Below are 24,242 nucleotides of genomic sequence, written 5' to 3' on the forward strand. Positions count from 1 at the left end.
GCGTCATTCGGGTCGCGAGAAGCCCGGGCCCTGTGTCATGATTCTGCGTCAACCTGACCGGCCGCACTTCGCATGACTTCAGTGAAAGACGTTGCACAGCTGGCCGGCGTGTCCCTGATGACGGTGTCTCGAGCGCTCAATACTCCGGAAAAACTGAGCCCCGAAACCCTTCTACGGGTGCGTCGCGCCATTGATGAACTGCAATTCGTACCCAGCCTGTCTGCGCGCAAGATGCGCGGTGACAACCTGCAGTCGCGAACCATCGGTGTGTTCGCGCTGGACACCGCGACCACACCCTTCGCGGTCGAGTTGCTGCTGTCCATTGAGCAGACCGCGCAGCAAGCCGGCTGGAACGTCTTTATCCTCAACCTGCTGAGCAACCCGCCCACCGACCAGAACATCGACCTGATGCTGTCGCACCGTCCGGACGGCTTGATCTTCAGCGCCATGGGATTTCGCCAGGTAAGCATTCCCGAGCGCTTGAAGAGCAAGCCTCTGGTGCTCGCCAATTGTCTGGCAGATGACAGCGACCTCGTCAGCTACGTGCCCGACGACGAAATGGGTCAGTACCGCGCCGTACACCACGCGTTGAGCCTCGGCTACAAACGTCCTCTGTGTATCAATCTACCGAAACAGAGTCTGGCATGGGGGCTGCGACAAAAAGGCCTGCAGCGTGCCTGTCAGGCATTCGGACTGGCGCCTGAAACGCTTCTGCAGTACGACCTTTCCGATCATGATGCCTACAGTGAAACAGCTGCCATCCTCGACCGGCATGTCGTTGATGGTCGTCCCCAATTTGATATTTTGATCTGCGGCAACGACCGCATTGCCTTTTGTGCCTATCAGCTGTTGTTGGGGCGTGGCCTGAAAATTCCCGACGATGTCGCCGTGCTCGGCTACGACAACATGATCGGCATCGCCGAGTTGTTCATCCCGCCGCTGACCACCGTGCAACTGCCGTACTACGAGATTGGTCGTAAGGCTGCCCTGCATCTGATCGAGACCCTTGAGCTATCGGGAACTCAGCGAGTTGACTGTCCACTGGTGGTCAGGACATCACTATGAGAGTGATCTCAGTTCGCTGATAACGCTCCCGATTGCTTTTGATTTGCCGAGTGGAATCAGAAATCCACCGTCGCTGAAAGCAGATAAGTCCTCGGTGTCGACAACGTCAGCCCCGGCTCACTGTCATCCGAAGCGCCCGCCGAACTCCAGTAGCGTTTATCCAGCACGTTCTCGACATTGGCGCGCAGGGTGATGGTTTTCTCGTCGACCTTGAAGGCGTATCGCGTCCCTACGTCAAAGCGCTCCCAGGAATCGATTTCCTTGTCGTTGGACTGATCCAGATACTGCGAACTGGAATAAATGCCCCGTCCGGTCAACGTCAGCCCCTGCACCGTCGGCACATCCCACTCGGCACCCAGATTGACGTTGTATTTCGGCGTCGCCGGCGCGCGATTGCCGTCGAACGTGCCGTTGGTGGTGTGGGTCAGCTCGCTGTCGATGTACATCACGCCACCGAGCAAGCGGACGCCTTTGAGCGGTTCACCAAACACACTCAGCTCCACGCCATTGTTCTGTCGTTTGCCGTTCGGGCCGAAGACCCGGGTCGTGGCGTTGGTTTCATAGGCGGGTTGTTTGATCCTGAATACTGCTGCCGTTAACGCATACGAACCGGCGTCGTACTTGGCTCCGATCTCAACCTGACGGCTGATAAACGGCGGGAAGATTTCGTCTTCGTTCACTGACGTTGACGGCGCGATCTTGCCCTGGCTCAGGCCTTCCATGTAGTTGGCGTACAGCGACAGCTTGTCTGTCGCCTTGAACAGAATCCCGCCCGATGGCGAGACCTTTTCCTCGTCGTAGGCGGTGTCACCTTTCACGTCATCGCTCCAGTCATCGACTTTTACCCGTTGCCAGCGAGCGCCGAGGGTCAGCAGCAATCGATCATCGAAAAAGCCCAGGGTGTCGGACAACGCCACGCCGCTGAAGCGGTTTTCCGTGTAGACCTTGGCGTCATAGCGCGTCGGCGTGCCGGGTTTGGCGATTTCTATCGGGTCGTACAGATTGCTGCGACCGGCCGCATAACGCGCTCCGCCATTCTCGAAATCCATATAAAAGTAGCTGGCCGCGAGGTTGACCTCATGGCTCACCGGCCCGGTCTGGAACCAGTTGCGCACACCGGCGGTGGCCGTGCGCACGTTTTCGTCGCGGGTGAAATCCCGCGGTTGCACGCTGAAATCACCGGCATCGTTGGTCACTGAAACCGCATGACGGAGGAAGTCGTGATTGCTCTTGCGAGCGCCAACACCGCCGTAGACCATCACCGAATCACTGACATCAAACTCGGCGTTGACTGTACCGAACGTATCTTTGGTCCGCGCCTGGCTCCACGGTTGCGCGTAGTTATCGCGGACATCGTTGGCGTTGGGCACCTTGGCATTGGCGGCGACTTGCACGCGCTCCTGCGGTGCGTCGGTGTCGCGTTCGGTGTGACCAATATCGGTCGAAAGCCTTAGCCGCTCACCGCGAAAATCCAGACCCAGCACGGCCATGTCGCGGTCGACGCTCTGGTGATCCCATTCGGTGTCGCCGGACTGTTTGACGCCGTTGAAACGCAGGCCGAACTGGTTGTCCTCACCGAAACGGCGGCCAACATCCACCGCGCCACCGATCTGATTATTCGACGCGTAATTGGCCGTCAGCGAGGTGATCGGTTTGTCGCTGGCACGCTTGGGTACGACGTTGATGCCCCCGCCCACACTGCCCCGTGGCGAGATGCCGTTGATGAGTTGGCTCGGGCCTTTGAGAATGTCGACGCGATCGGCCATTTCCATGTCGATCGTGTAAGTCGGCAAAACCCCATAGAGGCCGTTATAGGCCACGTCACTGTTGAACAGACTGAAACCACGGATGGTGAACTGCTCGAAACGGCCACCGGCCGGGTTGGTCGCGCGCACCGACGGGTCGCTGGCGATCAGATCGCCCAGCGTGCGCGCCTGTTGGTTTTTCACGGTTTCGCTGGTGTAGGTAGTCATGCTGAACGGGGTTTCCATGAAGTCTTTCGACCCCAGCAACCCCTGCGAGCCGCGCCGCGCCACCTGCCCTCCGGCAAAGACATCGGCGCCGGTCGAGTCGCTCGCGCCCAGAATCGAGGTCGGCGCCAGTTGCAGGCTGCCGGCCTCCGCTGCTGGCACCAAGGTGTAAGCGTGCTCACCCAGCGGTTGCAGTTGCAAACCAGAGCCGAGCAGCAACCGGGCGAACCCCTCCTCCACGCTAAATTCGCCGGACAACCCATTACTGTTGCGCCCGCTGACCAGCGCCGGATCCACCGACAGATTGACCCCGGCCAACCCGGCAAACCGCGTCAACGCGGCGCTCAGGCTGCCGGCCGGCACCTGATAACTGCGCCGCGCATCTTCGGCCCAAGTGGACTGGATCAGTACGGGGCTGGCACTCAGGCTCAGCAGCAGGCTCAACTGCAACAACGGACGCAAACGACTTGGGAATACGGCGGGCATTGGAAGACGCTCTCGATTTGTTCACTTGCCTGGAATGACCAGCGAGGCGAAAAAAAGGGACAGGCTTCAGCCAGTTTTTTCTGCAGGGGGAATGTTTCGCGGCGTGAGCGACACCCAGAACCGCGTACGGGTATGGACGTCGATCGGCAGGCTGGCCGCGAGCAATGTGAGGATTTGATCGGTGTTGTCGAGGCGGAAACTACCGGTGATGCGCAGCGCTTCCAAGGCCGGATCCCAGCGCAGCAGCCCGGAACGATAGCGACTTAACTCGCGCAAGAAATCCCCCAACGGCTGGTTCTGCGCCATCAACACACCATCGCGCCAGCCCGGCATCAACGTATCGAAAGCGCTAACGGAACCCGCGCCAGACGCTTGCAGGCTGACCTGCTGCCCTTGATTCACCATCAGCGTCGGCCCGTGCAACGGCTGCAACTGCACCGTGCCGCTGACGACCGAAACTTTGCAGTCACGCGCATTGAGACGCACGCAGACCTCGCTGCGACTGACGAGGATTCGGCCGTAAGGCGCGTTGATCGTCAGCGCCGAACTGCCCGGCACGTTGAGCGCTATCTCACCACGCACCAGCGTCAACTGCCGCGCCGGCAGATCGACATTTACCGCAGTGGCGGTGTTGAGTTGTAACGAACTGCCGTCACCCAACGACAAACGTTGGCGCTCTCCAGTGCTGGTGTGCAGATCCGCACGCCATGCATCCATCGGCAATTGTCGACTGATCAGCCACGCTGCTGGCACCAACGCGGCCAAACCGAGCGCCCGTTTCAGCGCGGCACGTCGTGCCAGATCCGGACGATCCAGCGTGGCCATGGCCAACGCCGCCGGCAACGCGGAAAAGCGTTGGCGCAACAGTTGAATCTTCTGCCAGGCGTTCTCGTGACGGCTGTCACTGTTGCGCCAGTGCTGCAGCCGCGCATGATCATCATCAGTGGCCTCGCCCGATTCGAGCAGCGCCAGCCATTGCGCGGCGGCGCGTGCCACCTCCCGCAGCTCTGCATCGGGTGCTACGCGCATGCTAGATCCAACATCAAGCAATGCTCGTAAGCCTGCGCCATATAACGTTTTATTGTGCGTTCTGAGACCTGCAAGCGCTCGGCGATTTCGCGGTAACCGAGGCCTTCGAGCTGACTCCACAAAAACGCCCGACGCACCGCTCGGGGCAAACCATCAAGCAGTTCATCCAGCGCTTGCAGGGTTTCCAGCAACAGCCAGCGCTGTTCGGGCGACGGCACGCACTCCTCAGGCAATTGCGCGAGGGCTTCGAGGTAGGCTTTTTCCAGGCTGCGGCGGGTATAGAAGTTACTCAGCAAGCGTTTGCCCACGGTCAGCAAGTACGCCCGAGGCTCGCGCATGTCGGCAATTGGTTGCGCGCTGCACAGCACGCGCAAGAAGGTGTCCTGGCTCAGGTCCGCCGCATCCCAGGCATTGCCCATGCGCCGCCGCAGCCAGGTTTCCAGCCAGCCTCGGTGATCGCGATACAGTTCGTGCAGGTGCTGCGGCGATGGCTTCGCTGCTTCAGTCATCTCAAGAGTCCTGCGCGAAGTCAGTTTCAAATGAGAGTGATTCTATTTAACTTGCGCGCCGACACAAAGCCTTTTTATCCACGACGACATTCATCAGCGCTTCAAGGTCTCGCTCGGCAACTCCTTGAACAACGCCCGGTAACTGCTGGAAAACCTTCCCAAATGCCAGAACGACCAGCGCATGGCCACCTCGGCCACGGTGGTTTCCGTCGGCCGGCGCTTGAGCAATTCACGGTGTGCGCTGTTCAAGCGGCGCAGGCGCAGCCAGTGACTCGGGGTCATCCCGGTGTAGGCCTTGAACGCCTGCTGCAATTGGCGCAACGGCACCCCAGCCACGTGCGACAGTTCGAGCAGATTAACGGTGTCTTCCGGCGAATCCGCCGCCCACTCTCCCACCCTTTTCATGATCATCCGTTCTTCGGTGCGCCGTTGTAAGCCACCGCGATCGAGGCTGGTGTGCGCGTTGTCGAGAATGAACAGGCAATCTTCAAGTAGCTGCTGTGTCAGCGCATCTTTATCAAGCGGATCAATGGCTTGCGACAACTTCGTGAGAGTCGAGCTTAACCAGCGACTGAACAAGGCATTCTGTCCGCAGTTGAGTTGAGTCATGAACAACCCTTCGAGCTTCGCCACATTCAGACCGTGCTGGCGGACAAATTCCGGACCGAACACCACGGCGATTTCCTGGTAGTTCTCCGGGGTGATCCAGATGTTGCGGCTCTCTTCATTGAGCAGGTACAGCGCGTTGTCGCTGCGATCGAAACAGAACGCCAAAGCACCCGACGGCGCGCTGAAATTCTGCTCGACCCGGGTGTTCATCTGCTCTTCATAGACCTCGACACCCTGCAGATCCAGATAGCGGATCTGCCCGGCGAAATGGCCCGGCGACATCTGTTGGTAATGCTGGACCCAGCCCGGTGTGGCGCGGACTTGCTCGGCCACATCGGCGGTGTTGAACGCTTGAACCTGGAGCGAATTGCACGTTGTCATGGGGTGACCTTGCGCACTCTTTTGGTGCGCTTTGGTGCTGCTTAAAGTGGATAGATGGAACGTCAAGGCTCGCCCAAGATAGTCGTCAACGCGCCACAGGGGAAGGGGCGGAAGATGAAACCCGCCCTCCCCGGCGTCTATAAAACCAATAACGAGGTCTTTATGAATGCCCCTTTCGATCAGCTGTTCACGTGGCTGAAAGATCACAAGATTACCGAAGTCGAATGTGTGGTCAGCGACCTGACCGGCATTGCCCGCGGCAAGATCGCACCGACCAACAAGTTCCTGCATGAGCGAGGCATGCGCCTGCCGGAGAGTGTGCTGCTGCAAACGGTAACCGGGGATTTTGTCGACGACGACATCTACTACGACCTGCTCGATCCTGCCGATATCGACATGGTCTGCAAGCCCGTGGCTGACGCGGTCTACGTGATTCCATGGGCGATCGAACCGACCGCCATCGTCATCCACGACACCTTCGACAAGTTCGGCAACCCGATCGAACTGTCGCCGCGCAACGTGCTGAAGAAAGTCTTGCAGCTGTACACCGACAAAGGCTGGAAACCGATTGTGGCACCGGAAATGGAGTTCTACCTGACCCAACGCTGCGAAGACCCGGACTTGCCGCTCAAAGCACCACTGGGCCGCTCGGGCCGCGCGGAAAGTGGTCGGCAATCGTTCTCCATCGATGCCGCCAACGAATTCGATCCTTTGTTTGAAGACGTTTACGACTGGTGTGAACTGCAAGGTCTGGACCTCGACACGCTGATCCACGAAGACGGCCCGGCGCAGATGGAAATCAACTTCCGTCACGGTGACGCCCTCGATCTGGCCGACCAGATCACCGTGTTCAAGCGCACCATGCGTGAGGCTGCACTCAAGCACAACGTTGCCGCGACCTTCATGGCCAAGCCGATCGGCGACGAGCCGGGCAGCGCCATGCACATTCACCAGAGCGTGGTGGACATCGCCACCGGCAAACCGATCTTCGCCAACGCCGACGGGCAGATGAGCGAACTGTTCCTGCATTACATCGGCGGTTTGCAGAGGTACATCCCGAAAGTGCTGCCGATGTTCGCGCCGAACGTCAACTCGTTCCGCCGCTTTCTGCCGGACACCTCGGCACCGGTTAACGTCGAATGGGGCGAAGAAAACCGCACCGTCGGCCTGCGTGTGCCGACCTCCAGCCCGGAAGCCATGCGCGTGGAAAACCGTCTGCCGGGCGCCGACGCCAACCCGTACCTGGCAATCGCCGCGAGCCTGCTCTGCGGTTACATCGGCATGGTCGAAGGCATCGCGCCGAGCGCTGCGGTACAAGGCCGCGCCTACGAACGCCGCAACCTGCGTCTGCCGATCACCATCGAAGACGCGCTGACACAAATGGAAGAGTGCGAAGCCGTTGCGCAATACCTCGGCGACAAGTTTGTCCGTGGCTACGTCGCGGTGAAACGTGCCGAGCATGAAAACTTCAAGCGCGTGATCAGCTCGTGGGAGCGTGAGTTCCTGATGCTCAGCGTCTAACCCGAATCTGCACAAATCCCTTTGGGAGCGAGCCTGCTCGCGAAGGCGTCGGCACAGTCACCACTGATGTTGCCTGACCTACCGCATTCGCGAGCAGGCTCGCTCCCACAGGAATAGCGAACCACCTGAAAAATCCAACAATTTAAGAGGTGTCGAAATGCGTCTGTTGAAATCCGTACTCCCGGTCGCGCTGAGCGTTCTGTTCAGCGCCGTAGCGCACGCCCAACCCCAGGTCAGCGTCTACAACTGGACCGACTACATCGGCGAAACCACCCTCGCCGACTTCCAGAGCAAAACCGGGATCAAGGTGATCTACGACGTTTTCGACTCCAACGAAACCCTGGAAGGCAAGCTCCTCGCCGGTCGCACCGGCTATGACGTGGTGGTGCCGTCCAACCACTTCCTCGCGCGTCAGGTGAAGGCCGGCGCGTTCCTCAAACTGGATCGCTCGCTACTGCCGAACTTCAAAAACCTCGATCCGAAACTGCTTGAGCTGCTGGAGAAAAACGATCCGGGCAACCAGCACTCGGTGCCGTACCTGTGGGGCACCAACGGCATTGGCTACAACGTCGACAAGGTCAAGCAAGTGCTGGGCATCGACCACATCGACTCCTGGGCCGTGCTGTTCGAACCCGAGAACCTGAAAAAACTAAGCCAGTGCGGCGTGTCGATGATGGACTCCGCCGACGAAGTCTTCCCGGCGGTGCTCAATTACATGGGCATGGACCCGCGCAGCGAAAACCCGGAAGACTATAAAAAGGCTGAAGCAAAACTGCTGAGCATCCGTCCGTACATCACCTATTTCCATTCCTCGAAGTACGTGTCGGATCTGGCCAACGGCGACATCTGCGTGGCCTTCGGTTACTCCGGCGACGTGTTTCAGGCCGCCAACCGCGCCAAGGAAGCCAAGAACGGCGTGAACATCGCTTACGCCATTCCGAAGGAAGGCGCCAACCTCTGGTTCGACCTGCTGGCCATCCCGGCTGACGCCAGCAACCCCAAAGAAGCCCACGCCTTCATCAATTACCTGCTCGATCCGCAAGTGATCGCCAAGGTCAGCGCGTCGGTCGGTTACGCCAATCCGAACCCGGCCGCCAAGCAATACATGGATGAGGAGCTGGTCAACAACCCTGAGGTGTATCCATCCCAGGCCGTGCTCGACAAGCTCTACATCTCCTCTACCCCGCCCCAGGCGATCATGCGATTGATGACCCGGTCCTGGAGCAAAGTGAAGTCGAACAAATGAATCAGTACACCCAGGAACACGCCCGCTCCTACTACGCCGCTTCGGCCCGGGCGAGCACACCCTACCCGCTGCTGGACGGTGACTTGACCGCCGATGTCTGCGTGATCGGCGGCGGATTCACCGGGGTCAACACCGCTATCGAGCTGGCTCAGCGCGGGCTGTCGGTGGTGTTGATCGAAGCCCGACGCATCGGCTGGGGCGCCAGCGGGCGCAATGGCGGCCAGTTGATTCGCGGGATCGGTCATGAGGTTGCCGGCTTCGCCAAGTATGTCGGCCAGGAAGGCGTGCGTTACTTGCAGCGCGCCGGCATCGATTCGGTCGAGTTGGTGCGGCAGCGCATCGGCGACAACCGCATCGAGTGTGACCTGCGCTGGGGCTTCTGCGATCTGGCCAACACCACGGCGCAGTTCGACGCCTTCAAGGATGAATTGGTCGACCTCGCTCAACTCGGTTATGCCCACGAAACCCGCCTGATCGGCCCCGAGCAGGTGCGCCAGCAGGTGGTCAACTCCGACATCTATGCCGGTGGTTTGGTGGACATGGGTTCCGGTCATCTGCATCCGTTGGATCTGGTGCAAGGCGAAGCGCGGTTGGCAGCGTCACTCGGCGTGCGGATCTTCGAGCAGAGCGAGGTGCTGGAAATCATCCACGGCGCGACCGTACAAGTGCGCTGCGCCACCGGTACGGTGCGGGCCGGCAGCCTGGTGCTCGGTTGCAACGCGCACCTGGACGAACTCGAACCACAACTCAGTGGCAAGGTGCTGCCCGCCGGCAGTTACATCATCGCCACCGAACCGTTGTCCGAGGCGCGCGCCGCGCAACTGATTCCGCAGAATCTGGCGGTGTGCGATCAGAAAGTCGGACTCGATTACTACCGGCTCTCGGCGGACCGGCGCCTGCTGTTCGGCGGTGCCTGTCACTATTCCGGACGCGATCCGGCGGACATCGCCGCTTACATGCGCCCGAAGATGCTCAAAGTCTTCCCGCAACTGGCGGACGTGCGTATCGATTACCAATGGGGCGGCAAGATCGGCATCACCGCCAACCGCTTTCCGCAGGTCGGTCGGCTCAAGCAGCACCCGAACGTGTTCTATGCGCAGGGCTATTCCGGCCATGGCCTGAACGTCACGCACTGGTGCGCAAAACTGCTCGGCGAGGCGATTCATACCGGTCACAGTCAGGGCATGGACGTGTTCAGCGGCGTGCCGCACATGACCTTCCCCGGCGGCCCGGCCTTGCGCTCGCCGCTGCTGGCACTGGGCATGTTCTGGTATCGCCTGCGGGAAATGCTCGGATAACCCCCAATCCCTGTAGCAGCCTCGTTTCACTCGACAGCTCCTACATGGAAACTGCCAACGATGCGGGCTATACACATTTGCTCTATCGCCAAGCACTTCTATATTGATGAGGTGCTTTGGCGTTCCTGACGCTCAGTGCCCATTCAATCGAGGAGGACATGGATGAAGTCGTCAGCCACCGACGAGCCGCGAGCGCCAGGCCAAGCCCCGGTCAAAACCCGCCGGTTCGGCATTTCGCTGGTGTGGATCGTACCGATCGTGGCGGTGTTGGTGGGCATCTCGCTGGTGGTGCACAACATCATGCAGGAAGGCCCCAGCATCATCGTCAACTTCAAGACTGGCAGCGGGCTGGTGGCAAACAAGACTGAGGTCAAGTACCGCAACGTAGTGATCGGTCAGGTCACCGATGTCGAGTTGAGCGATGACCAGAAGAGCGTCAACGCCACCATCAAACTGGTCAAGCAGGCCGAAAGCTTTACCCGTGAAGACTCGCAGTTCTGGGTGGTGCGCCCGCGCATCGGGGCTGGTGGTGTGTCAGGCATCGACACCCTGCTTTCCGGTGACTACATCGGCGCCGACATCGGTCAGGCCAATAACCGCGCCAAACACTTCAAAGGCCTGGAAAACCCGCCGCCGATCACCTACGGCGAACCGGGCAAGCGCTTCATGTTGCACGCGCCGGACCTCGGTTCGCTGGACATCGGTTCACCGGTTTATTACCGCAAGATTCCGGTCGGCCAGGTCGTCACCTACGAGCTGGCGCCTGACGGTAAAGGCGTGAACATCGAAGTGTTCATTCACGCGCCCAACGATGCGTTCGTCACCGAAAACACCCGTTTCTGGAACGCCAGTGGTATCGACGTCAACGTCGGCGCCAACGGCTTCCAGGTCAAAACCGAATCGTTGTCTTCCATGCTGGTAGGCGGTATCGCCTTCCGCGCTCCGGACTACAGCCCCAACGATGTGGCCGCCGCCGATGACAAGGACTTCGAACTGTTCGAAGACCAACAAACGGCCCTCGCCCCGCCCAACGGCAAGGCGCAATACCTGAGTCTGCGGTTCGACCAGTCCCTGCGTGGCCTCAAGGTCGGCGCACCGGTGGAATTCCTCGGCATGGAAATCGGTCGGGTGGTGGCGATCAATCTGGATTTCGACGCGCAGAAACGCGCCTTCCCGCTTAACGTCGGCATCGTCATTTACCCGCAGCGACTGGGAATGGCGTACGGCAAAATGCTCACCGCGTTCAAACATGACCCCAACGACGAAGCCGCCGGCATTCGCTTGATGGGCACCTTCATCGACAACGGCCTGCGCGCCCAGGCCCGCAGTGGCAACCTGCTGACGGGGCAACTTTACGTGGCCCTGGACTTCTTCCCGAAAGCCGAAAAAGTCGCCTTTGACCCCACGGCGCGCCCGGTGGTGATTCCAACCGTTCCAGGCAGTCTCGAACAACTGCAGGAAAAACTCGAAGCGGTGGTCGACAAGCTCAACAAGCTGCCGGTCGATCGCATCGCCAGCAACCTCGACAGCAATCTGGTCGAACTGCGCAAAGGCCTGGCCCAGTTCAATGCCAAGACCCTGCCGGGCGTGCAGAGCACCCTCGCCGACGTCAGCAAGACCTTGCAGTCCGCCAGTTCGACCCTGGCCGAAGATTCGCCGCAACGCGAGAAACTCACGGAAACCCTCGACGAACTCGGGCGGATGTCGCGCTCGCTGCGTGAGCTGTCGGATTACCTCGGCCGGCATCCGGAATCGCTGATTCGCGGTCGTCCCGATAACGCTGCACCGATCGATCTCAAAGGCCCGCCACGCAACTGAGCACAGGAGCTGAACAATGGCTGTACCGCTGAAAATCACCGTGCTCGCTGCGATCCTGCTGCTGGGCGCCTGTCGCAGCGACCCGATCAGTTTTCACACGCTGACGCCGGTGCAGATCGCCAACACACGGACCGGCGCGCAGATTCCGATTGAAGCGCTGAGCGTGCCGCCGCAGGTCGACCGTGCGCAAATCGTTATCCGCCAGGGCAACAGCGGTCTGGCGATTCTGGAAACTGATTGGTGGGGCGCGACACTGGCGGATGAGTTGCGCGGTGCGTTGGCCGATCAATTGAGCAATACCAGTGGGCAAGGCAACGTTTCGGTGCGCATCGAAGTGCAACGCTTCGACTCGATCCCCGGTCAGTACGGCCTGATCGACGCCAAATGGCGCTTGCGCCCCGTCGGCGCCACTGACAATGGCTTGCTGACCTGCCGTTCGACCCTGCAAACACCGTCCGGCCCGACCATCGATGATCTGGTGGGCGCCCAGCAGCACAACGTCAAACGTCTGGCCGACCAGATCAGTCGGGCGGCAACCAGCAACGCGCGCACCTGCCCTTCCCCGTCCTGACCGGACCTACAGATCGAAACGATCCACCGCACGCCGCCGCTCGTTGTCATCCCGCACATCGTAGTTGGCGGTGGTCTGGATGTTGCTGTGGTGCGCAAGCTTCTGCGCAATCGACAGATCATGTTCCTCGATCACCCGCGTGATAAACGAACGGCGGAAATCGTGGGGCATGATCTTCACCCCGACCTGCGTGCCGCGCTGACGGGCGATGTAGTAAATCGCGTGTTTGGTGATGCGCTCGCGGGTGATATGACTGCCGCGACGGATGCGGTTGAACAGAAAGGCATCGTCGCTCTCGCCTTCCTTGAGTTGTGAGCGGCGCAGTTCCAGCCAGGCATCGAGTTTGGCGAACGCCCACGCCGGCGCGTACTTGATCAGTTGTTTGTTGCCCTTGCCGGTGACGGTCAGGCTGCGCTCAGTGAAGTCGACCTGATTCAAGTCCAGGTCCACCGACTCCGATTTGCGCATGCCGGTGCCGTACAACAACGCAATCACCGCCGCGTCGCGTAATCCTTGCGGGCGCGGATCGGCGGCGCAGACTTCCATCAATTCGTGGATCAAGGTGCGCTTCAAGTTGCGCCCTTGGGACAAGCGCGTGCCGGCAATACCCTTTACCGAGCGAATTTTCAACAAATGATCCTGAGAGATCAGACTCATGCGCCAGGCTTCATTCATCACACCGCGCACGGCATTCACGTACAACGACGAGGTGTTCGGCGCATAGCCGTCGGCGCGCAATGCGGCGACCAACGCCACGACATCTTCCGGTTGCAGCCCGTGCCAGGGGATTTCCTCGATGTCCACGTCTTCGAAACCGAGACGGTCGGCGGCGTCCTGCAAGACATACCGCATGGTCAATTGGCTGGAAGGCGCCAGTCGCGCCAGATAAAGCGTCAGCGGATTAGTGTTGGACGGGGTGGATTCAGTACTCGACAAGTCAATCAAACGAAACGGCCTTGAATAGAAAACAGTTCAACAAAACAACTTAAAAGTGCAACGAAACTTATATAAAGAGCGACTCTTCCGTAGGACTTTTCGATTAAAAGAGCCGATGAACGGAAGAAGTCTGAACGGTGGCTGTATGGCTTACAGATAGACGAATCGCCGACCGTTTTTTCATGTTCCTTTCACAAAAACGCGCATAACCTTAGTTACAACAGGTTGCCCCGAAAGGCCTGCAACCCTGCCGTCCGTGGACTTAAAAGTCAATCAGGCATTCCCCGGCCGGTATCTCAACCCGTTGAAATCCCGTGTTTTTCAGACAATCGGCTGAAGGATGGCTGTCGCCCCGAGGTTCTTATGAGTCAAGCGTTCCTGCCGTTTTCCCGTCCAAGTATCGGCGATGAAGAAATAGCCGCCGTCGAACAAGTATTACGTTCCGGCTGGATTACTACCGGCCCTAAAAACCAGGCACTCGAAGAACAATTCGCGCAATACGTTGGTTGCAAGCACGCGGTCGCACTTTCCTCCGCCACCGGCGGCATGCACATCACCTTGTTGGCCCTGGGCATTGGCCCGGGCGACGAAGTCATCACCCCCTCGCAGACCTGGGTCTCGACCGCCAACATGATTTCCCTGCTCGGCGCCACGCCGGTGTTCGTCGATGTTGATCGCGACACTCTGATGACCGACGCCGCGCGCATTGAAGCGGCGATCACCCCACGCACCAAAGCCATCATTCCGGTGCATTACGCCGGCGCCGCATTTGATCTTGATCCGCTGTATGCGCTGGCCGACAAGCACGGCATCGCGGTCATCGAAGACGCCGCCCACGCTGCTGGCACCCGTTACAAGGGCCGCCACGTTGGCGCGCAGGGCACGGCGATTTTCTCCTTCCACGCGATCAAGAACATGACCTGCGCCGAAGGCGCGATGTTCGTCACTGACGACGAAGCCTTGGCGAGCCGCGTGCGCATGCTCAAGTTTCACGGTCTGGGTGTCGACGCCTACGATCGCCTGACCGGTGGCCGCAAGCCGCAGGCGCAAGTGATGGAACCGGGTTTCAAATACAACCTCGCCGACATCAACGCGGCGATTGCCCTGGTGCAACTGCAGCGTCTGGACGCGATCAACGCCCGTCGCACGGAACTGGCCGACGCCTACCGGCAAAAACTCGAAGGCCTGCCGGTGCAACCGCTTGCCCTGCCTGCCTACGCACAAACCCACGCCTGGCACCTGTTCATCCTGCGCATCGACAGCGAGCGCTGCGGCATCGACCGCGAAGCCTTCATGAAAGGCTTGCAGGACCAGGGCATCGGCACCGGGATCCATTTCATCGCCACCCACTTGCACACCTGGTATCGCCAGCGTGACCCCGACCTCTACCTGCCCGACACCGAATGGAACTCGGCGCGGCTGTGCTCGATTCCGTTGTTCCCCGACATGAGCGATCAAGACCTTGATCGCGTGGTCGGTGCCATCGCCACTCTTATGGACAAACGCCCGTGAAACCTTATCCGATCCGCTGTGTGTCGATCGTCATCCCGGTCTACAACGAACAGGACAGCCTGCCGGAACTGCTGCGCCGCACTGAAGCGGCCTGCCGCATGCTGCGTCACGACTATGAAATCGTCCTCGTCGACGACGGCAGCCGTGACGACTCCGCCAACCTTCTGGAAGAAGCCGCGACCCGTGAAGACAGCCCGTTCGTGGCGGTCATCCTCAACCGTAACTACGGCCAGCACGCGGCAATCATGGCCGGTTTCGAACAATGCAAGGGCGATGTCGTCATCACCCTCGACGCCGACCTGCAGAACCCCCCGGAAGAAATTCCGCGCCTGGTCGCCGAAGCGGAAAAGGGTTACGACGTGGTCGGCACCGTGCGCGGCAATCGTCAGGATTCGGCCCTGCGCCGCTATCCGTCGAAGCTGATCAACCTCGCCGTGCAGCGCTCCACCGGCGTCGCCATGAGCGACTACGGCTGCATGCTCCGCGCCTACCGCCGGACAATCATCGACGCGATGCTCGCCTGCCGTGAACGCAGCACCTTCATCCCGATTCTGGCCAACAGCTTCGCCCGCCACACCACCGAAATCGTCGTCGCTCACGCCGAACGTGAACACGGCGATTCGAAGTACAGCCCGATGCGCCTGATCAACCTGATGTTCGATTTGATCACCTGCATGACCACCACGCCGCTGCGCCTGCTGAGCATCGTCGGTTTCACCATGGCCGGGCTTGGATTGCTGTTTGCCTTTGCGTTGATCGTCATGCGTCTGGCTTTCGGTGCCGGTTGGGCCGGTGACGGCATGTTCGTGCTGTTCGCGGTGCTGTTTGTGTTCACCGGTGGCCAGTTCATCGGCATGGGCCTGCTCGGCGAATACCTGGGGCGCATGTACAGCGACGTGCGCGCCCGCCCGCGTTTCTTCATTGAAAAAGTCTTGCGCAGCCACGCCGCCAACCCGGCGCCTGCGGTCACCGTTGATGGTCTCTCCACCACTACTTCTACTACCGGTCAGGTTCTCTCATGAGTGCAAAAACTGTTGTCTTCGCTTATCACGATATTGGCTGCGCCGGCATTCAGGCCCTGCTCGACAGCGGCTACGCCATCGCGGCGGTGTTCACTCACGCCGATGATCCGAAAGAGAACGCGTTCTACGGATCGGTTGCGCAACTGTGTGCCAGCAAAGGCATCCCGGTGCACGCGCCGGAAGACGTCAACCACCCGCTGTGGATCGAACGGATTGCCAAGCTCGCACCTGAGTACATGTTCTCGTTCTACTACCGCAACCTGCTGAGCGAATCGCTGCTGGCCGTGGCCAAACAAGGCGCGTTCAACCTGCACGGTTCGCTGTTGCCCAGCTACCGTGGCCGCGCGCCAGCGAACTGGGTGCTGGTCAACGGCGAAAGCGAAACCGGCGTGACCCTGCACCGCATGGTCAAACGTGCCGATGCCGGCGCCATCGTTGCCCAGCAACGTGTCGCCATCGAACGCAACGACACCGCGTTGAGCCTGCACGGCAAGCTGCGCATCGCCGCGACCGATCTGCTGCGCGACACTTTGCCGGCGATGCTGCAAGGCAAGACCAGCGAAACCCCGCAGGACGAATCGAAAGCCACTGTTTTCGGGCGTCGCAGCGCAGCGGACGGCAAACTGGTCTGGGCGAAACCTGCCGAGCAACTGTTCAACCTGGTGCGTGCGGTGACCCAACCGTATCCGGGCGCGTTCTGCGCAGTCGGCGAGCACAAACTCATCGTCTGGAGCGCCGAAGTCGTCAAAGGCAACGACGGTCAGGCGCCGGGCCGGGTGATCAGTGTCGACCCGCTGCGCATTGCCTGCGGCGAAGATTCGCTGGTGATCCTCTCCGGCCAGCGCAACGATAACGGCCTGTTCCTCAGCGGCCCACAACTGGCCAGCGAACTCGGTCTGGTCGACGGCTCGCTGCTACGCGGTGCCGAATCCGGCCGTGCGCCACGTCGCACTCGCGTGCTGATCCTCGGTGTCAACGGTTTTATCGGCAATCACTTGTCCGAGCGCCTGCTGCGCGATGATCGTTACGAAGTCTATGGTCTGGACATCGGTTCCGACGCCATCGACCGCCTGCGCAGCCATCCGCACTTCCACTACGTCGAAGGCGACATCGGCATTCACTCTGAGTGGATCGAGTACCACATCAAGAAGTGCGACGTGGTCCTGCCGCTGGTGGCCATCGCCACGCCGATCGAATACACCCGCAACCCGCTGCGTGTGTTCGAACTCGACTTCGAAGAAAACCTGAAACTGGTGCGCTACTGCGTCAAGTACAACAAGCGCGTGATCTTCCCGTCGACCTCGGAAGTCTATGGCATGTGCCAGGACAAGCACTTCGATGAAGACACTTCCAACCTGGTGGTCGGCCCGATCAACAAGCAGCGCTGGATCTACTCCGTGTCCAAGCAACTGCTGGACCGGGTGATCTGGGCCTACGGCGCCAAGGGCTTGAATTTCACCCTGTTCCGCCCGTTCAACTGGATGGGCCCGCGTCTCGATCGCCTGGACTCGGCACGCATCGGCAGCTCCCGCGCCATCACCCAGTTGATTCTCAACCTGGTTGAAGGCACGCCGATTCGCCTGTTCGACGGCGGCGAGCAGAAACGCTGCTTCACCGACATCGCTGACGGCGTCGAAGCACTGGCGCGGATCATCGATAACGACAACGACGTCTGCAACGGCCAGATCATCAACATCGGCAACCCGGACAACGAAGCCAGCATCCGTCAATTGGGTGAAGAGCTGCTGCGTCAGTTCGAAGCGCATCCGCTGCGCCATAACTTCCCGCCGTTCGCCGGTTTCCGCGATGTGGAAAGCAAGGCGTTTTATGGCGCTGGTTATCAGGACGTCGAACACCGTAAACCCAGCATCGCCAACGCCAAGCGTCTGCTCGACTGGACGCCAACCGTGGAAATGCGCGAGACCATCGGCAACACGCTGGATTTCTTCTTGCGCGAGGCCATGCTCGAAATCGCGGACAAGCAGTAATGCAGGCCGGTCTCCGCATCGACGTCGACACCTACCGCGGCACCCGTGAAGGTGTGCCGCGCCTGCTGGAAATGCTCGACGAGGCGCAGATCAAGGCAACGTTCTTCTTCAGTGTCGGCCCGGACAACATGGGCCGGCATCTGTGGCGCCTGATCCGCCCGCAATTCCTCTGGAAAATGCTCCGTTCCAACGCCGCCGGCCTCTACGGCTGGGAGATTCTGCTGGCCGGCACCGCGTGGCCGGGCAAGCCGATTGGCCGCGATCTCGGCCACCTGATGCGTCAGGCCCGCGATGCCGGTCACGAAGTGGGTCTGCATGCGTGGGATCACCACGGCTGGCAGGCCAACGCCGGGCGCTGGAGCAATGCGCAACTGATCGAGCAGATCCGTCAGGGCGTCGACACCTTGAGCGACATCCTCGGCGAAAAAATCCAGTGTTCGGCCGCCGCCGGTTGGCGTGCCGACGAGCGCGTGATCGAGGCCAAGCAAGCCTTCGGCTTTCGCTATAACAGCGATTGTCGTGGCACGCGGCTGTTTCGCCCGTTGCTGGCCGACGGCACGCCGGGCACGCCGCAGATTCCGGTGGACCTGCCGACCTTCGACGAAGTCGTCGGCCCCATCGTCGCGGCGCGGGATTTCAACGGTTTCATCCTTGATCACTTTCGCCCGCAACAACTCAACGTCTACACCATTCATGCCGAGGTAGAAGGGATTCTGATGGCTGAGGATTTTCGTCAATTGCTGGCCGAGGCGCGCCAACGCCACATCGATTTCAAACCGCTGGGCGATTTGCTGCCCGAGTTCTTCAATACCTTGCCCGTGGGTCGCGTGCAACGCGGCGCCCTCGACGGCCGTGAAGGCTGGCTGGGAGTGCAAGGCGCATGATCAAACGCTGGACGCTGCCACTGCTGTTGCTGGGTATTTGCTTGCTGGCCTATCTGCTGCCGCTGGGCACGCACGGTTTGTGGATTCCCGATGAGACCCGTTACGCGCAGATCAGCCAGGACATGCTGCTCAGTGGTAACTGGGTGTCGCCGCACTTCATGAGCCTGCGCTACTTCGAGAAGCCGATTGCCGGTTACTGGATGATCGCGCTGGGTCAGCAATTGTTCGGGCAGAACCTGTTCGGTGTGCGCTTTGCTTCGGCGCTGAGCACCGGGTTGAGCGTGCTGCTGTGCTATCTGCTCGCCCGGCGTTTGTGGAACGAGCCGCGCAAAAGCTTTGTCTGCGCCCTGCTCTACATGAGTTTCACCATCGTCGCCGGTCAGGCCGGCTACGCCAACCTCGATCCGCAGTTCACCTTTTGGGTCAACCTGAGTCTGGTGGCGCTGTGGTTTGCCGTCGACAGCCACACCAACGGCAAGCGCATGGCGGCCTGGGCAGTATTGGGCCTGGCGTGTGGCATGGGTTTCATGACCAAAGGCTTTCTCGCCTGGCTGCTGCCGGTGTTGATCGCCCTGCCGTGGATGCTCTGGCAAAAACGCTGGCGTGAACTGCTGATGTTCGGCCCGGTGGCGATTACCATCGCGATCATCATCAGCCTGCCGTGGGTGCTCGCGGTGCATGGGCAGGAGCCGGACTACTGGCGGTTCTTCTTCTGGCACGAGCACATCCGCCGCTTTGCCGGCGACGATGCGCAACACGATGCGCCGTGGTGGTTCTACCTGCCGCTGCTGGTGGCGTTCAGTCTGCCGTGGGCGGGGTTGCTGCCGACCGCGTTCAAGCAAGCGTGGCAAAGCCGCACTCAGCCGAAAATGGTCTTTGTGCTGCTCTGGCTGGCGATGCCACTGGCGTTTTTCAGCCTGAGCAACGGCAAGCTGCCGACCTACATCCTGCCCTGCCTGCTGCCGATGGCGTTGCTGTTGGGCAATGCGCTCGCCGACCGTTTGCGCCTGGAGCACGGTCGCGCGCTGAGCATCAATGGTCTGCTCAATCTGTTGCTGGGCGTCGCCACGCTGATCGCGTTGGTGTACCTGCAACTGAGCAGACCGGTCTACGACCATGAACTGCACAGCCTGGTGCTGGTGTTTATCGCGCTGATCGGCTGGATCATCGCCAACCTGCTGCAAGCCTTCCTGCCACTGCAATGCTGGGCGGCTCCGGCACTGGGCAGCCTGTTGCTGATCGCGGTGTTGCCGGCGGCGCTGCCGAAATCGGTGGTCGCCAACAAGATGCCGGATCAGTTCATCAAGCATCACGTCACGGAACTGGCGCAAACCACCCACCTGCTGAGTAACGATCTCGGTGCCGCGTCCGCACTGGCCTGGCGCCTGAAAACCCCGCAAGTGGCGTTGTACAACACGATAGGCGAATTGAAATATGGCCTTGCCTATCCTGACAGCATTCAACAGCGGGTCGATCCCGAACACGTACAACAGTGGATGCGCGAGGCGCGCCGCAGCGGTTCAGTCGGCGTGGTGATGCGCGTCAAGGGGCAGGACGAACTGGACGAAATCGACAGATTGCCAAAGGACGGCCTCCGTTACGAACAGGGCAACCTGGTGATCATGATCCTGCCCAAGGAGGCGTCATGAGCCTGTTGCTGCTGTTGGCCGCGTGCCTGCTGACCTGTCTGGGCCAGATCGCGCAGAAGTACGCCGTGGAGAGTTGGCGCGGCGGCGACTCGGGCTGGGCCGACAAACTGCGGACGCCTTGGTTGTGGCTGGCCCTGCTCGCCCTCGGCTCAGGTCTGTTGGTCTGGTTGCTGGTGTTGCAGCGTCTGGAAGTCGGCATCGCCTACCCGATGCTCAGCCTCAACTTCGTGCTGATCACCCTGATTGCGCGCTTCGTCTTCCGTGAACCCATCGACCGCCAGCATTGGCTTGGCGTGGCATTGGTCATCGGCGGCGTGGTTTTGCTGGGGCAACCGTCATGAATCAACGTCGCGGCATCACATTCGCGCTGGGCAGCGTATTTCTCGTCAGCGCTGCGCAACTGGGTATGCGCTGGAGCATGACCCGCCTGCCCGAACCGGAACAATGGCTGCACATCGACAGCCTCGATTGGCAGGCGCTGGCCGTGGTCATTGCGGCGATTGTTGCCTACGCCCTGTCGATGCTCTGCTGGCTCGCCGCCCTGCGCGATCTGCCGCTGGGCCGGGCGTATTCGCTGCTGAGCATCAGCTATGCGCTGGTTTATCTGCTGGCGGCCAGCCTGCCGCTGTTCAACGAATCCTTCAGTTTCACCAAATCACTGGGCGTGGCGCTGGTCATGCTCGGGGTCATCACCATCAACACTCGTCCGGCTCGTGCGCCCGAATTCAGGAGTGCTCCATGAAAATCACAGTATTTGGCAGCGGTTACGTCGGTCTGGTGCAAGCGGCTGTGTTGGCCGAGGTCGGCCATGATGTCGTGTGCATGGACGTCGACCAGAAGAAGGTCGACCTGTTGCGCCAGGGTCATGTCAGCATTTTCGAACCGGGGCTGGCCAGCCTGGTGCGCGAAGGTCTGGATTCCAAACGGCTGCAATTCACCACCGATGAAAAACTCGCCGTGCAACACGGTCGGGTGGCGTTTATCGCCGTGGGTACGCCGTCGCGTGAGGACGGTTCGGCAGATCTGCGCTACGTGCTTTCGGTCGGCGATGCGATTGCCCGCCATCGTGAGCAGGCGTTGATCATCGTGGAGAAATCCACGGTGCCGGTGGGCACTGGCGACACCCTGCGCACGCACATCGAAAAAGCCCTGATCAAGGTCGGTCGCCTGCTGCAGTTCGATATCGTCTCCAACCCGGAATTCCTAAAGGAAGGCTCGGCCGTTGCCGACTGCCGGCGTCCGGACCGTATCGTCATCGGCTGCGAAGGCGATGAAGTGCGCGACGTCATGCGCGATCTGTACTCGCCGTTCAACCGCAACCACGACCGCATCATGTTCATGGACCTGCGCAGCGCCGAGCTGACCAAGTACGCCGCCAACTGCATGCTGGCGACCAAGATCAGCTTCATCAACCAGATCGCCGAACTGGCCGAGCATCTGGGCGCCGATATCGAATCGGTACGCCAGGGCATCGGCGCCGACACGCGCATCGGTTACCACTTCATCTACCCGGGCTGCGGTTATGGCGGCTCGTGCTTCCCGAAAGACATGCGCGCGTTGATCCACAGTGCCGAAGAGGCGCAGTGCTCCAGCGATTTGCTACAAGCGGTCGAGGCGATCAACCAGCGCCAGAAGCACAAGTTGTTCGAGCGCATCAACGCGTTCTACAAGGGTGACCTGCGCGGCAAGACCTTCGCCCTGTGGGGGCTGGCGTTCAAACCCAACACCGATGACATGCGTGACGCACCGAGCCGGGTCCTGCTCGAAGAGTTGTGGGCCGCCGGCGCCAGCGTGCGTGCCTTCGACCCGGAAGCCATGCAGGAAACCCAAAACCTTTACCCGGACGAATCGAAGCTGATGTTGATGGGCACGCCGGAATCGGTACTGCCCGGCGCTGACGCCTTGATCATCTGCACCGAATGGCAGCAGTTCAAGGCGCCGGACTTCGACCTGATCAAGCAACGCCTCAACACCCCGGTGATCTTCGACGGCCGTAACCTTTACGACGCCGAACGTCTGGCACGCAACGGTTTCCATTACTTCCCGATGGGCCGTGGCGAATCGCGCAAATTGCCGATCCCGCTGCAACAGTGGCCACATGCGTCCGACGTCGCTTGATCAGGTTATCGCCTGAGATTCGCCGGCAGTCCCTGATCGCAGGGCTGCTGGCGTTTGTATTGTTCATGGCCGGGGTCCACGGGCAGGCTCCGATCGGTTTCGATTCGCGGTTCGTGTTGTTCGCGCAAGAAATGCTGCGCCATGGGCCGACGGTGTTTCCGACGACTTACGGTCAACCGTATGCGGATTATTCAGCGGTCTCGACGCTGTTCATCTGGCTGCTGTCGTTGCCGTTCGGCGCGGTGAATGCCTTTACCGCGTGGGCGCCGAGTGCCGTTGCCGGTGCGCTGATTGTGACGCTGATGTATCGACTGCTGGCGCCGTACTCACGGCGCTGGGCATTGATCAGTATTGCGTTGCTGATGCTCACCAGCGGTTTCGTCACCGAAGTGCGCGCGGTGTCGCAGGACTTGATGCTCGCGGCAGTGGCCTTCGCGGTGTTCTATCTGGGCTATGCCCATGACCATCTTGGCGGCAGGCGTCGCTGGCCGCTGATCTTCGCGTTGCTGTTGCTCGGTTTCGGCATTCGCGGGCCGATTGGTCTGGTGGTGCCGACCGGCATGCTGTGCAGCTATTACCTGCTCAACCGTGAGTGGAGGCGTCTGCTTGTCTTCGGCGTACTGGCTTCGCTGTTGCTCGCAGCCTGTGTCGGCCTGCTGTTGTGGCTGGCGAAACTCAGCGGTGGTGCGGTCTTCTTGCAGGACGTGATCCGCATGCAGTTCATGGGCCGCATGGACGGTAGCGAAGGCGTCAGCGGTTCGCTGTATTACTTCACCAGCTCGCTCGGCAACTATGCGCTGGCCTATCCGCTGGCATTGCTGGTACTGGCGGCGACCTGGCTGAGCAAACCGCAGCAACGTGGCCCGGCATTACGCCTGGTGCAGTATTGCGCGGCGGCGGGACTGATTGTGATGGTCGGTTTATCGATTCCCCAAGCGAAGAAGGCGCGGTATCTACTGCCGATGTTGCCGATGGCGGCGATCATCGCGGCGTATCCGTTTCAGGTGGCGCATGGTCGTGTGTTTCGTTGGTTGCGCGGCTTGATGCTGGGCTTGTGGCTGGTCACACCCGGATTGTTGCTGGTGGTGTTACTGGTGGCTCGACGGCGCTTTGCCGAGCAGTTGAGTGACGTGTCTGGGGTGTTGATCGCGCTGGCCGTGCTGCAACTCTTGGCGTTGTCGCGATTGCTGATCCCGCGTTGGCGAGTCGAGGTACTGGCGTTGTCTGCGGTGTTGGCGCTGTGGACGGTGTACGCGGCGGTATTCGAGCCGGTGGAGCGGCGTTTGTACGACACCCAGGGATTCAGTCGCGCGGTGTTCGCCCAGGTTCAGCAAAACCCGGCGCCGCTGGTGCTGCACGGCATGGGCAAGGATGCGAAGGCGATCAAGTTCATGGTCAATATCGAGCAGGATCTGCAACCGCTGTTCAGCGACTCGATCCAGCAACTGGAAGCGCTCAAGGGCCCAATGTGGTTGATGATGGATCGCAGCGATTTTCTGGCCCTGCGGGGCACGCCGCTGGGTGAGTTGCAACCGGTGCTCAGTGGCCGCTTCGACAAAAACGATTACGTCCTGCTGTACGCTAAACCCTTGTAGGCGCTGCCGAAGGCTGCGATCTTTTGCTTTTAAAC

At 60.5% G+C, this 24,242-nt stretch carries 20 protein-coding genes; 15 read left to right on the top strand and 5 right to left on the bottom strand.

Translation table 11 applies throughout. The features are described from left to right. Window positions 1-72 precede the first annotated feature (72 nt). Window positions 73-1,065 carry a LacI family DNA-binding transcriptional regulator gene (locus QZR14_RS01825; protein ID WP_311995741.1) on the top strand — a complete coding sequence of 331 codons (993 nt, stop codon included), beginning with the start codon at window positions 73-75 and terminating at the stop codon, window positions 1,063-1,065. 56 nt (window positions 1,066-1,121) lie between these two features. Here QZR14_RS01825 and QZR14_RS01830 read toward each other — a convergent pair whose 3' ends face one another. The 4 genes from QZR14_RS01830 to QZR14_RS01845 form a co-directional block, all read right to left on the bottom strand. Next, complete coding sequence (locus tag QZR14_RS01830; RefSeq protein ID WP_311995742.1) at window positions 1,122-3,521, bottom strand: TonB-dependent receptor; 2,400 nt, start codon at window positions 3,519-3,521, stop codon at window positions 1,122-1,124. A 66-nt stretch (window positions 3,522-3,587) separates the two neighbouring features. Beyond that, the gene (locus QZR14_RS01835; protein WP_311995743.1) at window positions 3,588-4,550 is read right to left on the bottom strand and encodes a FecR domain-containing protein; all 963 of its coding nucleotides are present in this window, start codon (window positions 4,548-4,550) and stop codon (window positions 3,588-3,590) included. Continuing rightward, window positions 4,541-5,059, bottom strand: coding sequence for a sigma-70 family RNA polymerase sigma factor (locus tag QZR14_RS01840; protein ID WP_311995744.1), 519 nt, complete (start codon window positions 5,057-5,059; stop codon window positions 4,541-4,543). The genes QZR14_RS01835 and QZR14_RS01840 overlap by 10 nt, the downstream gene beginning before the upstream one ends. 93 nt (window positions 5,060-5,152) lie before the next feature. Continuing rightward, complete coding sequence (locus QZR14_RS01845; RefSeq protein ID WP_311995745.1) at window positions 5,153-6,049, bottom strand: helix-turn-helix domain-containing protein; 897 nt, start codon at window positions 6,047-6,049, stop codon at window positions 5,153-5,155. A gap of 162 nt (window positions 6,050-6,211) precedes the next feature. On the opposite strand from QZR14_RS01845, the gene QZR14_RS01850 reads away from it, so the two are divergent. The 5 genes from QZR14_RS01850 to QZR14_RS01870 all read left to right on the top strand — a co-directional run bounded on the left by QZR14_RS01850 (window position 6,212) and on the right by QZR14_RS01870 (window position 12,503). After that, the gene (locus tag QZR14_RS01850; protein ID WP_311995746.1) at window positions 6,212-7,570 is read left to right on the top strand and encodes a glutamine synthetase family protein; all 1,359 of its coding nucleotides are present in this window, start codon (window positions 6,212-6,214) and stop codon (window positions 7,568-7,570) included. Window positions 7,571-7,727: 157 nt separating this feature from the next. Further along, window positions 7,728-8,816 (top strand): polyamine ABC transporter substrate-binding protein, encoded by a 1,089-nt coding sequence (locus QZR14_RS01855; RefSeq protein ID WP_311995747.1) that lies wholly within the window; start codon window positions 7,728-7,730, stop codon window positions 8,814-8,816. Next, on the top strand, window positions 8,813-10,114 hold the full coding sequence (locus tag QZR14_RS01860) for an NAD(P)/FAD-dependent oxidoreductase (protein ID WP_311995748.1): 1,302 nt from the start codon (window positions 8,813-8,815) through the stop codon (window positions 10,112-10,114). Before QZR14_RS01855 ends, QZR14_RS01860 begins: the two co-directional genes overlap by 4 nt. 162 nt (window positions 10,115-10,276) lie before the next feature. Next, window positions 10,277-11,932: a PqiB family protein gene (locus QZR14_RS01865; RefSeq protein WP_311995749.1), complete on the top strand. Its 1,656-nt coding sequence runs from the start codon at window positions 10,277-10,279 to the stop codon at window positions 11,930-11,932. 16 nt (window positions 11,933-11,948) lie between these two features. Beyond that, a complete protein-coding gene (locus tag QZR14_RS01870) occupies window positions 11,949-12,503 on the top strand; it encodes a PqiC family protein (RefSeq protein ID WP_311995750.1) in 555 nt (184 codons plus the stop codon). Between the two features lie 6 nt (window positions 12,504-12,509). On the opposite strand, the gene QZR14_RS01875 is transcribed toward QZR14_RS01870, so the two are convergent. After that, window positions 12,510-13,355: a site-specific integrase gene (locus tag QZR14_RS01875; protein WP_250605466.1), complete on the bottom strand. Its 846-nt coding sequence runs from the start codon at window positions 13,353-13,355 to the stop codon at window positions 12,510-12,512. Between the two features lie 447 nt (window positions 13,356-13,802). On the opposite strand from QZR14_RS01875, the gene arnB reads away from it, so the two are divergent. From arnB to QZR14_RS01920, 9 genes are read left to right on the top strand one after another with little or no spacing between them, the layout of a single operon-like run. Continuing rightward, window positions 13,803-14,951, top strand: coding sequence for a UDP-4-amino-4-deoxy-L-arabinose aminotransferase (gene arnB, locus QZR14_RS01880; RefSeq protein WP_311995751.1), 1,149 nt, complete (start codon window positions 13,803-13,805; stop codon window positions 14,949-14,951). Then, entirely contained in the window at window positions 14,948-15,973 is a 1,026-nt protein-coding gene (arnC, locus tag QZR14_RS01885; RefSeq protein WP_311995752.1) for an undecaprenyl-phosphate 4-deoxy-4-formamido-L-arabinose transferase, read from the top strand. Before arnB ends, arnC begins: the two co-directional genes overlap by 4 nt. Beyond that, window positions 15,970-17,961, top strand: a complete 1,992-nt coding sequence (arnA, locus tag QZR14_RS01890) for a bifunctional UDP-4-amino-4-deoxy-L-arabinose formyltransferase/UDP-glucuronic acid oxidase ArnA (protein WP_311995753.1) — start codon at window positions 15,970-15,972, stop codon at window positions 17,959-17,961. Before arnC ends, arnA begins: the two co-directional genes overlap by 4 nt. After that, window positions 17,961-18,845, top strand: coding sequence for a 4-deoxy-4-formamido-L-arabinose-phosphoundecaprenol deformylase (gene arnD / locus QZR14_RS01895; protein WP_311995754.1), 885 nt, complete (start codon window positions 17,961-17,963; stop codon window positions 18,843-18,845). The genes arnA and arnD overlap by 1 nt, the downstream gene beginning before the upstream one ends. After that, window positions 18,842-20,494, top strand: coding sequence for a lipid IV(A) 4-amino-4-deoxy-L-arabinosyltransferase (gene arnT, locus QZR14_RS01900; protein ID WP_311995755.1), 1,653 nt, complete (start codon window positions 18,842-18,844; stop codon window positions 20,492-20,494). The genes arnD and arnT overlap by 4 nt, the downstream gene beginning before the upstream one ends. Beyond that, on the top strand, window positions 20,491-20,835 hold the full coding sequence (gene arnE / locus QZR14_RS01905; RefSeq protein ID WP_311995756.1) for a 4-amino-4-deoxy-L-arabinose-phosphoundecaprenol flippase subunit ArnE: 345 nt from the start codon (window positions 20,491-20,493) through the stop codon (window positions 20,833-20,835). The genes arnT and arnE overlap by 4 nt, the downstream gene beginning before the upstream one ends. After that, a complete protein-coding gene (arnF, locus tag QZR14_RS01910) occupies window positions 20,832-21,236 on the top strand; it encodes a 4-amino-4-deoxy-L-arabinose-phosphoundecaprenol flippase subunit ArnF (RefSeq protein WP_311995757.1) in 405 nt (134 codons plus the stop codon). The genes arnE and arnF overlap by 4 nt, the downstream gene beginning before the upstream one ends. Continuing rightward, window positions 21,233-22,612: a UDP-glucose dehydrogenase family protein gene (locus QZR14_RS01915; RefSeq protein ID WP_311995758.1), complete on the top strand. Its 1,380-nt coding sequence runs from the start codon at window positions 21,233-21,235 to the stop codon at window positions 22,610-22,612. The genes arnF and QZR14_RS01915 overlap by 4 nt, the downstream gene beginning before the upstream one ends. Next, a complete protein-coding gene (locus tag QZR14_RS01920) occupies window positions 22,609-24,207 on the top strand; it encodes an ArnT family glycosyltransferase (protein ID WP_311995759.1) in 1,599 nt (532 codons plus the stop codon). The genes QZR14_RS01915 and QZR14_RS01920 overlap by 4 nt, the downstream gene beginning before the upstream one ends. Window positions 24,208-24,242: the final 35 nt, after the last annotated feature.

The organism is Pseudomonas sp. rhizo66 (assembly GCF_031931925.1).
In the GTDB taxonomy this organism is placed as follows: Bacteria; Pseudomonadota; Gammaproteobacteria; order Pseudomonadales; family Pseudomonadaceae; genus Aquipseudomonas.

Bases quoted from the DNA above. Each gene is read 5' to 3' on its own strand.
- arnB (WP_311995751.1), top strand. From the start codon at position 13,803: ATGAGTCAAGCGTTCCTGCCGTTTTCCCGTCCAAGTATCGGCGATGAA.
- QZR14_RS01870 (WP_311995750.1), top strand. From the start codon at position 11,949: ATGGCTGTACCGCTGAAAATCACCGTGCTCGCTGCGATCCTGCTGCTG.
- arnT (WP_311995755.1), top strand. From the start codon at position 18,842: ATGATCAAACGCTGGACGCTGCCACTGCTGTTGCTGGGTATTTGCTTG.
- QZR14_RS01860 (WP_311995748.1), top strand. From the start codon at position 8,813: ATGAATCAGTACACCCAGGAACACGCCCGCTCCTACTACGCCGCTTCG.
- arnD (WP_311995754.1), top strand. From the start codon at position 17,961: ATGCAGGCCGGTCTCCGCATCGACGTCGACACCTACCGCGGCACCCGT.
- arnA (WP_311995753.1), top strand. From the start codon at position 15,970: ATGAGTGCAAAAACTGTTGTCTTCGCTTATCACGATATTGGCTGCGCC.
- QZR14_RS01830 (WP_311995742.1), bottom strand. From the start codon at position 3,521: ATGCCCGCCGTATTCCCAAGTCGTTTGCGTCCGTTGTTGCAGTTGAGC.
- QZR14_RS01855 (WP_311995747.1), top strand. From the start codon at position 7,728: ATGCGTCTGTTGAAATCCGTACTCCCGGTCGCGCTGAGCGTTCTGTTC.
- arnF (WP_311995757.1), top strand. From the start codon at position 20,832: ATGAATCAACGTCGCGGCATCACATTCGCGCTGGGCAGCGTATTTCTC.
- QZR14_RS01835 (WP_311995743.1), bottom strand. From the start codon at position 4,550: ATGCGCGTAGCACCCGATGCAGAGCTGCGGGAGGTGGCACGCGCCGCC.
- QZR14_RS01875 (WP_250605466.1), bottom strand. From the start codon at position 13,355: ATGCGGTATGTCTTGCAGGACGCCGCCGACCGTCTCGGTTTCGAAGAC.
- QZR14_RS01825 (WP_311995741.1), top strand. From the start codon at position 73: ATGACTTCAGTGAAAGACGTTGCACAGCTGGCCGGCGTGTCCCTGATG.
- QZR14_RS01845 (WP_311995745.1), bottom strand. From the start codon at position 6,049: ATGACAACGTGCAATTCGCTCCAGGTTCAAGCGTTCAACACCGCCGAT.
- arnE (WP_311995756.1), top strand. From the start codon at position 20,491: ATGAGCCTGTTGCTGCTGTTGGCCGCGTGCCTGCTGACCTGTCTGGGC.
- QZR14_RS01850 (WP_311995746.1), top strand. From the start codon at position 6,212: ATGAATGCCCCTTTCGATCAGCTGTTCACGTGGCTGAAAGATCACAAG.
- QZR14_RS01865 (WP_311995749.1), top strand. From the start codon at position 10,277: ATGAAGTCGTCAGCCACCGACGAGCCGCGAGCGCCAGGCCAAGCCCCG.
- QZR14_RS01840 (WP_311995744.1), bottom strand. From the start codon at position 5,059: ATGACTGAAGCAGCGAAGCCATCGCCGCAGCACCTGCACGAACTGTAT.
- QZR14_RS01915 (WP_311995758.1), top strand. From the start codon at position 21,233: ATGAAAATCACAGTATTTGGCAGCGGTTACGTCGGTCTGGTGCAAGCG.